This window comes from Mesorhizobium sp. M7A.F.Ca.MR.362.00.0.0 (assembly GCF_004023175.1).
In the GTDB taxonomy this organism is placed as follows: Bacteria; Pseudomonadota; Alphaproteobacteria; order Rhizobiales; family Rhizobiaceae; genus Mesorhizobium.
In genome coordinates, this window is the sequence record NZ_RZTF01000014.1 from 39,433 (window position 1) to 48,215 (window position 8,783).

The window sequence follows — 8,783 nt, forward strand, 5'->3', positions numbered from 1 at the left end:
CCAAGCCTCTCGGGATGGCGGGAGGCGAGGCGAAGCTCGGCACCGGCTTCGCGAAGGTGGCGCACGACAAGGCGCCCGATGAAACCTGTCGCGCCCGTGACCAGAACCTTCATGGCCTTACCCGAAACAGCTCTCTGGTGACTGATGGAAGTGCTCGCTCTTCCATCACTGGTGCAAGTGCCTGCTCTTCCAACAAAGGAACATGGCGTCCGGAGGCGAGATATGTTCCGCTCACCATGAAGACCATCAGCACCGAGTCCAGAATGTCATGGCCGATCAGGATGCCTGTCATTCCGGCCGTCAGATAGGTGATCACCACGACAACAATCATGGTCGCGCCGAACCGCTCGCTCGGATCGTTGCTGTTTCGCAAGACCCGGGCGGCATTTCCAGCGGCAACGATAAAGATCGCCGCCAGCGTCACGGCACCCAGAATTCCCGCTTGCACCAAGGCGGTCAGGAAGCCGTTGTGAAAATGGTTGAAGCCTGTGTCCATCGCGAACTGCTCATGAAAGCCCTGCTTGATCAGATGCTGGGTTGCACCCACACCGTGCCCGAACAGTGGCATGTCATGGAATGCTTTGAGGCCGATCTCCCAAAGCGCAACACGTATTCCCAACGAGGTGTCGTAATTGCCGCCAGCCCCAAGCGCACCCCAATCGGAGCGCAAAAAGTCGACCCGCCCGGATATCTCCTGGAAGCTGGAAGCGGCGATCACGACGCCGACCGCCGCCAGCAGCAGCAGCAGGCGAACGGCATTCCTGCCTCTGAGCCTGTGCCGGTTGATCAGCATGACGGCGATGCCGGCGATCAGCAGTGCCAGCCAGACGATACGCGAGCCGGAATAGATGACGGCGATCGTCCCTGCCAGTGCCGCGTAGAAGAGGGGTGTCCGGGCTTGCTCAACACCGGACAAGGCGCCAGCCACACACATCACCACGGCAAGGCAGACGACGGTTGCGAAGACGATCGGATTTCCGGCTCCCCCCTCGGCCCTGACGCCAATCCAATATTGCTGGATGACGGCCATGAGCAGCGCGGCAAAACAGGCGGCCATGCTGGAAAGCACGATGATGCGGGTAAGCGTGGTTTTCTGCGTGATGCTCCAGGTCGAATAGGACACGGGAAAAAACAGGAAGGTGACGAGCGGGATAAGATGTGGCGCATCCCGGGCGAACGAGTTGTTGACGATGGACGCCAGGAGATTGGAGGCGCAGTAGGCATAGATCGCGACCGTCATCCAGATCACGGGCCGGTCGGCGTTGAAGCGCCTTTTCCCTGAAGCAATCAGCAGGGCTGACGAAAGGCCTCCGCCATTGAACACAAAGCTGACCACCGACCCCAGAACCGGTGGAAAAAAGAAGCAAAGGATGGAGAAGTAGTTGTTGATCCGCGAAGGCGTGAATTGCTGTCTCAGGGGTGAAAGCCGGGTCAATTTTCGGGCTCGCTGTCTTCGGCAAGTTTCATGCGGCGGATCTTGTTTAGCGAAGTTGAATACGCTCGCCTCGAAATTGCCCCATGCCTGATGATGCACTTGCCCGTTTCCCGAGGCTGGTATAGCGGCTGCCCCCCATTTTCGATAGTGTATAGGGCAGATTGCCACCGAAAATCGGCGGCAGGCGCGGGCCGACCAGAGGAAGTCCCTTGAAAGCCGCAGCCGGTCCATTCAAGCAATATTTTCCCCGCGTTTTCTGGGCCGTTGAGCTTGCAGGCAGGAATTTCCGGATTTGCCGGCATCTGTGGAAAATTCATTCTCGAACCATGTGCGGCTGGGTCAGTCCAGCATTGTTCTTGACAATGGCGATCTGCTAGAACGCCGGCACGAGAAAGAACGTCCAGAAACAAGGCTCGAACCGGGCGCGAAGAGCTCGATGATTTGAGGCAAGGTCTTCTGTTGGAAGATACGAAAGAACGCCCACGGCCCATGACAACAGCGCTTACGCATCTTCAGCGGCTTGAAGCCGAGTCCATCCATATATTCCGTGAGGTTGCGGCCGCTTTTGCCAAGCCGGTCATGCTCTATTCGGTTGGCAAGGATTCATCCGTGTTGATGCATCTGGCGATGAAGGCGTTTTATCCCGCCAAGCCGCCGTTCCCCTTTCTTCACGTCGACACGACGTGGAAGTTCCGCGAGATGATCGCCTTTCGCGATCAGATGGCGCAGAAACTCGGCTTCGATCTCCTGGTTCATGTCAATGAAGACGGCGTGCGCGACAACATCAATCCGTTCGACCATGGTTCGAACACCCACACCCATGTCATGAAGACCGTGGCGCTGCGCCAGGCGCTCGACAAATACGGTTTCGATGCGGCCTTTGGCGGCGCTCGTCGCGACGAGGAGAAATCGCGCGCCAAGGAGCGCATCTTTTCCTTCCGCAACGCCCAGCATGTGTGGGATCCGAAGAACCAGCGCCCCGAAATGTGGAAGATATTCAACACCCGCATCGCATCGGGTGAATCGATCCGCGTCTTTCCGCTGTCGAACTGGACCGAACTCGATATCTGGCAGTACATCCTGCAGGAAAGTATCCCGATCGTGCCGCTCTATTTCGCCAAGGAACGACCGGTGGTGGAACGCGACGGCATGCTGATCCTGCGGGACGACGAGCGCATGAAACTGCGCCCCGGCGAGACGGTGGAGAACAGGCTGGTGCGGTTCCGCACGCTTGGCTGCTATCCGCTGACCGGCGCCATCGAATCGGATGCCGACACGCTGGAAGCCATCGTCGGCGAAATGCTGACGGCACGCACGTCCGAACGGCAGGGTCGCCTGATCGACCGCGATGAAGCCGGCTCGATGGAAAAGAAGAAGCGCGAGGGGTACTTTTGACCATGCGCCACATCATGGCAAAGAGCCTCGCCCCCACCGACGGCGTTCGCGACTATCTGGCTGCGCAGGAGAAGAAGTCGCTGCTGCGCTTCCTGACCTGCGGCTCGGTCGATGACGGCAAGTCGACGCTGATCGGGCGCCTGCTGTCCGACACCAAGCAGATTTTCGAGGACCAACTCGCCGCGCTCGAACGCGATTCGCGCAAGCATGGAACGACGGGCGACGACATTGATTTCGCGCTGCTGGTCGACGGTCTGGAGGCCGAGCGCGAGCAAGGCATCACCATCGACGTCGCTTACCGCTTCTTCGCCACGCCGAAACGCAAATTCATCGTTGCCGACACACCTGGCCACGAGCAATACACCCGCAACATGGCCACCGGCGCCTCGACCGCCGACCTGGCGATCGTGCTGATCGATGCCCGGCAGGGTGTGCTTCGCCAGACAAGGCGGCATTCGATCATCGCCTCGCTGCTCGGCATCCGCCACGTCGTGCTGGCCGTCAACAAGATCGATCTTGTCGATTTCGATCAGGCGGTTTTCGACCGGATCGTCGAAGACTACGGGCAATTCTCGCGCGATCTCGGCTTCCAGACCATTGTGCCGATCCCGATGTCGGCCCGTTATGGCGACAATGTCAGCCGCCGGTCGGAAAGCATGGAATGGTATTCCGGTCCGACGCTGATCGAGCATCTCGAAACCATATCGGTCGACGAAGCGATGGTCGAACTGCCGTTTCGTTTCCCTGTCCAGTATGTCAACCGTCCCAATCTCGACTTTCGCGGCTTTGCCGGCACGGTCGCCTCCGGCTCGGTTACGCCCGGCGACGAGGTCGTTGTCGCCAAGTCCGGCAAATCCTCGCGCGTCAAGCGGATCGTCTCGTATGGCGGCGATCTCGCCCAGGCGGCCGCCGGCCAGGCCGTCACGCTCGTCCTCGATGACGAAGTCGAAATCTCGCGCGGCAACATGCTGGTTTCGCCTGCCGCACGGCCGCAGGTCGCCGATCAGTTCGCCGCCAACATCGTCTGGTTCGACGAGCATGCGTTGCTGCCAGGCCGCTCTTACATCCTGCGCACCGAGACCGACCAGACCAGCGCCACCGTCACCGACCTGAAATATCGGATCAACGTCAACGACTTTGCCCATGAAGCGGCCAAGTCGCTCGAAATGAACGAAGTCGGCATCTGCAACATCTCGACGCGGACGCCGATCGCCTTCGATCCCTTCGCCGAAAACCGCACCACCGGCGCCTTCATCCTGATCGACCGCATCACCAACGCCACGGTCGGCGCCGGCATGATCCTGCACTCGTTGCGCCGCGCCGAAAACATCCATTGGCAGTCGCTCGATGTCGGCAAGCGCGTGCGCGCCGACATGAAGAACCAACGGCCCGCCGTGTTCTGGTTCACCGGGCTGTCGGGTTCCGGCAAGTCGACCATCGCCAACCTGTTCGAAAAGAAGCTGTTCGCCACCGGCCGCCACACTTATATCCTGGACGGCGACAACGTCCGTCACGGTCTCAACCGCGATCTTGGCTTCACCGACGCCGATCGCGTCGAGAACATCCGCCGCGTCGCCGAAGTGGCGCGTTTGATGGCCGATGCCGGGTTGATCGTCATTGTTTCGTTCATTTCGCCCTTCAGCGCCGAGCGGCGCATGGCACGTGAATTGATGGCCGACGGCGAATTCGTCGAGGTGTATGTCGATACGCCTTTCGAGGAATGCGCCCGGCGTGATCCGAAGGGCCTCTACGCGCGCGCGCTGAATGGCGAGATCAAGAATTTCACCGGCGTCGATTCCCCTTATGAAGCGCCGGAAACCCCGGAGGTCCATCTGCGGACACTCGGCAAGTCGGCCGAAGAGATGGTCGACGCCCTGGAACACTGGCTGAACGAGCGCGACATTGCCGAAGACCAATACGATAGCGGCGGCGGCATCTGACGACAGGCTGATGCTTGAAATCTTCGAGCGCCTGGCCTTGTCGGCCGGGCGCGAGGTGATGCGCGTGTTCCACGCCGGCTGTGCGGTTGACCGTAAGTCCGACGCCTCGCCGGTGACCGAGGCGGACCGCGAGAGCGAAAAGATCATTCTCGCCGGACTGCGTGCCGCATTTCCCGATATCCCCTGCGTGGCCGAGGAAGAAGCTTCCGCCGGCATCGTGCCGCCCGACCTGGACGGGGCTTTTTTTCTGATCGATCCGCTCGATGGGACCAAGGAGTTCGTCAACCGCCGCACCGATTTCACCGTCAACATCGCGCTGGTTCGCGATGGCGTGCCGGAAGTCGGCGTCGTCTTTGCGCCCTGCACGGGCCGCTTCTTTTCCGGCCTGCCGGGCAGGGCGGAATCACTCGAAATCGATGGCGATTACCAGATCGTCGGCCGCCGGCCGATCGCGGCGAGAACGGCCGCGACGCCGCTGGCCGTCGTCGCCAGTCGGTCTCACAACACACCGGAAACCGAGGCCTATATTCGCGACCTCGGTGCCGCCGAAATCGTTTCGGTCGGTTCGTCCTTGAAGTTCTGCCTTCTCGCCAGTGCCGAGGCTGATGTCTATCCGCGCTTCGGCCGCACCATGGAATGGGACACAGCGGCGGGCGACGCCATCCTGCGCGCCGCCGGCGGCATGACGCGCACGCTCGACGGCCAACCTCTGGTCTATGGCAAGCGCAGGCAAAGCGACGACGAGGATTTTGCCAATCCGCATTTCATTGCCAGCGGCAGGGCGGCGGGCCCCGGCTGAGAAAGGCTCGGCAGCTTACTCTGCCGCGGCCTGCGCCGAATTCGAGCCGATATAGTTGCGGATCGTCTCGATGATGCGGTCCTGGTCGGCTTCGCTGAGATAAGGGTGCATGGGCAGGCACAGGATCCGCTTCGGCAGGTCTTCCGATACGGCAAGGCCGGTCGGCGTGCGCGGGTAGTCGCGATAAGCGACCTGGGCATGCAGCGGCTTCACGTAGTAAATGACAGACGGAATGCTCTTTTCGCCGAGATGCGCCCTCAGCCCGTCGCGCTTGGGCGTCTCGATCGCGTATTGCGCCCAGGCCGAACGGCTGCCGTCCAGATTGCGCGCCGCAGTGACGATATCGCCAAGCCCTTCGGCATAGCGCTTTGCCACCACCTGCCGGGCGACCATCTCGTCTTCCAGGATAGCCAGCTTCTCGATCAGGATCGCCGCCTGGATCGTGTCGAGTCGCGAATTGATGCCGACGCGGACATTGTCGTACTGCGTCTCGCCCTTGCCATGGAAGGCGAAGGAGCGAAGCTGCTCGGCCAGCGCATCGTCATTGGTGAACATCGCGCCGCCGTCGCCGTAGCAGCCAAGCGGCTTGGCCGGATAGAAGCTGGTCGATCCGACATGGCCGAAAGCACCGCACATCTTGCCGTCGAGCGAACCGCCCATCGACTGGGCGGCATCCTCGATCACCATCAGCCCTTCGCGGTTGGCGATCGCCATGATCGCCTCGTAATCGGCGGCTAGGCCAAACAGATCGACAGGAATGATAGCCTTCGGCTTCAGCCTTCCTTCCTTCTTGATCATGGCGATGGCCGCTTCGAGGCTGGCAATGTCGATGTTGTAGCTATGCGGGTCGACATCGACGAACACCGGCTCGGCCTTGGCCAGTGCCACCACTTCGGCGGTGGCGGCGAAAGTGAAGCTCGGCACGAACACCGCGTCACCCGGGCCGATGCCGGCCGCAAACAGTGGCAACAGCAGCGCGTCGGTGCCGTTGGCGCAGGCCACGACATGCTTGGTGCCGATATAGGCGGCAAGCTTATTCTCGAATTCGGTGACTTGCGGGCCAAGAATATAACGGCCTTCGTCGACGACACGGTCGATCGCGGCCTTCAGCCGGTCGCGGATTCGTTCGCGCTGCGCGCCAAGATCGATGAACTGCATGTCGGCCTCAAAACGGGTTAGCCAGATAATCGGCCGCTGGTACCAGAGTTGCGCTTGCCGAGAAAGCCGGGCAGGCGGAGCCCCAAATTGCCCAAGTGTCGCAGTCCGTTACCAGTATTTCCCGGCGAATGTCAGTCAGATGCCGGAAATCCGGGCTTCGTCGGGCGCCATCCCGCCCTTATAGCCCTGTAAAGAGCCCCTGCGAAACATAAAGTGATCGATTGGGCTCAACTTATGTTGAGCGTTGCTCAGGCGATTTCATGTCGCCAGGGTGGATTGGCGCCGGCCCGCGACACGGTCACTGCCGCCGCCTTCGCGCCGAGCGCCAGCGCCTTGTGGATGGCGTCTTTCGACAAGCCGGAAATCGCCGCCTTGGTCAGCAGGCCCTGCTCATGCAAGGAGGCGAGGATGCCGGCGTTGAAGGTATCGCCGGCGCCGACCGTGTCGACCACCTCGACCTTTTCCGGCATGACGGTGACGGCATGTTCCCTGGTATAGCCGACGGCGCCTTCGCTGCCATGGGTGACGACGATCAGCTTCGGGCCTCGGTCCAGCCAGTTGCGGATGACATCCTCGTGCGAGCCGGCTTCGCCGAACCAGTTCAGGTCTTCGTCCGACAATTTCACGATGTCGGCCATCGCCATCATCGCGCGAATGCGCCTGAGGTGCTTGGCCTTGTCCCGTATGAAGTTCGGCCGGATGTTGGGATCGAGCATCATCACTCGACTTTCATGCTCGCGCCGCATGAACTCCTCATAGGCACTGCCGGCGGGCTCCGAAATCAGGCTGATGGCGCCGAACAGGATGGCTTCGATCTCGCTGCCAAGCTGCGGCAGGTCGTCGACGGTCAGCATGCGGCCGGCGGTGTTCTCGTCATAGAAAGTGTAGGTCGCCTGGCCGTTGGTGAGCTTGACGAAGGCCAGCGTCGTTGGCCGTGGTGAGGTGTGCGCATAGGTGGAGCTGACCTTGCTTGCCCCCAGCGCATCCCGGAACTGGCCGCCGAACAGATCCGACGACAGGCCTGAAAAGAAGCCTGCCGGCGCGCCGAGCCGGCCAAGCGCGATCGCCGTGTTGAACACCGCGCCGCCGACATAAGGCGCAAAGGCCGGCTCACCCGCTGTCGTCGTGCGCGGCAGCATGTCGATCAGGGCTTCGCCGCAGCAGAGGATCATGTCTTCCTGGTCTCCGGCGGATGGATCACGCCCTTGCGTATGATGATGTTGGCGTAGAGCCGCGGCTCGCTTGTCGCGACGATGGCATGCGCCGATTTGACCCGTGCATAGAAGTCGGCGCCGGCCAGCGCAACCACCTTGCGGCCTGGCGCCCGTTTGGCGCAGATCGCCTCGATCTCATGATGGACGGGATCGGCAAGCGAGGGATCGCCCTTGACCGAGGCGCGAAACAGCGCCTCCGGCACCGCGTCATCGACAGGCAGCACACTCAAGATCGCGTCGAGTACGGGGATAAGAGGGTGACCATCGGCGCGCACCAGCCGGGTTGCCTGCTGTTCCGCCGGATAGTTTCCGTCGACAAGGGCGATTTCGTCGCCATGACCCATGCCGCGCAGGATCGCCAGAAGCTCCGGACCGAGCAGCGCCGGAATTCCGATCAGCATCAGGCGCTCCTGGAAATCGTCGTCGAGCCGATCAGGAAGCGTTCGGAAAGTGGCAGGCTGGCGCCGCCGAGTGCCCGGGCATGGATGCCGACGGTTCCCTCGCGAATGGCGGGCAGCTTCAAGCCTTCGCCATCGATCGTGGCGATTGCCGCGATGATGGCGTCGACCAGCCGGCGGCGCACCGCTTTCGGCATCCAGCCGTCGATCACCGCCGCTTCGAAATCGATGATCGAGGATGCGGCGACGATGGCGTAGGCGAGCGCCCTTGAGGCGCTGGCAATCCAGTCGTCAAGCTCGGGTCCGATCTCGCCCCAATCTTCCGGCGAGGTCCACAGATGCGAGGCTTCGACGCCGCGCGCATTGAGCGCCTTTTCGAGCATGGCGATGGAAGCGACATCGATCAGTTGGGTCGGCTTGCCGTCCGGCCCGGGCACCGGCATG

General features: G+C 61.7%; 8 protein-coding genes and 1 pseudogene. 3 read left to right on the plus strand and 6 right to left on the minus strand.

The window, feature by feature from the left end:
* A partial coding sequence (locus EOC06_RS41625; protein WP_245469318.1) for an NAD-dependent epimerase/dehydratase family protein occupies positions 1–113 on the minus strand: 113 nt, incomplete at its 3' end.
* Entirely contained in the window at positions 110–1,435 is a 1,326-nt protein-coding gene (locus EOC06_RS03915) for an O-antigen ligase (protein ID WP_128307154.1), read from the minus strand. The genes EOC06_RS41625 and EOC06_RS03915, both read right to left, overlap by 4 nt.
* A gap of 489 nt (positions 1,436–1,924) precedes the next feature.
* Between EOC06_RS03915 and cysD the strand changes: the two genes are divergently transcribed.
* Genes cysD through cysQ form a run of 3 tightly spaced genes read left to right on the plus strand, consistent with a single transcriptional unit; the run spans position 1,925 to position 5,569 of the window.
* Positions 1,925–2,830 (plus strand): sulfate adenylyltransferase subunit CysD, encoded by a 906-nt coding sequence (gene cysD, locus EOC06_RS03920; RefSeq protein ID WP_027035869.1) that lies wholly within the window; start codon positions 1,925–1,927, stop codon positions 2,828–2,830.
* Between the two features lie 2 nt (positions 2,831–2,832).
* Positions 2,833–4,770: a sulfate adenylyltransferase subunit CysN gene (cysN, locus tag EOC06_RS03925; RefSeq protein ID WP_164898452.1), complete on the plus strand. Its 1,938-nt coding sequence runs from the start codon at positions 2,833–2,835 to the stop codon at positions 4,768–4,770.
* A gap of 10 nt (positions 4,771–4,780) precedes the next feature.
* Entirely contained in the window at positions 4,781–5,569 is a 789-nt protein-coding gene (cysQ, locus tag EOC06_RS03930) for a 3'(2'),5'-bisphosphate nucleotidase CysQ (RefSeq protein WP_164748814.1), read from the plus strand.
* Positions 5,570–5,584: 15 nt separating this feature from the next.
* Here cysQ and EOC06_RS03935 read toward each other — a convergent pair whose 3' ends face one another.
* The 4 genes and pseudogenes from EOC06_RS03935 to EOC06_RS03950 all read right to left on the minus strand — a co-directional run.
* A complete protein-coding gene (locus tag EOC06_RS03935; RefSeq protein WP_128307149.1) occupies positions 5,585–6,727 on the minus strand; it encodes a DegT/DnrJ/EryC1/StrS aminotransferase family protein in 1,143 nt (380 codons plus the stop codon).
* A gap of 248 nt (positions 6,728–6,975) precedes the next feature.
* Positions 6,976–7,899, minus strand: a complete 924-nt coding sequence (locus EOC06_RS03940) for a carbohydrate kinase (RefSeq protein ID WP_128307150.1) — start codon at positions 7,897–7,899, stop codon at positions 6,976–6,978.
* Positions 7,896–8,342: an RbsD/FucU family protein gene (locus EOC06_RS03945; protein WP_128307151.1), complete on the minus strand. Its 447-nt coding sequence runs from the start codon at positions 8,340–8,342 to the stop codon at positions 7,896–7,898. The genes EOC06_RS03940 and EOC06_RS03945 overlap by 4 nt, the downstream gene beginning before the upstream one ends.
* Positions 8,342–8,783 (minus strand): annotated as a pseudogene (locus EOC06_RS03950) (ROK family protein); the annotation flags it as partial. The pseudogene EOC06_RS03950 and the gene EOC06_RS03945, both read right to left, overlap by 1 nt.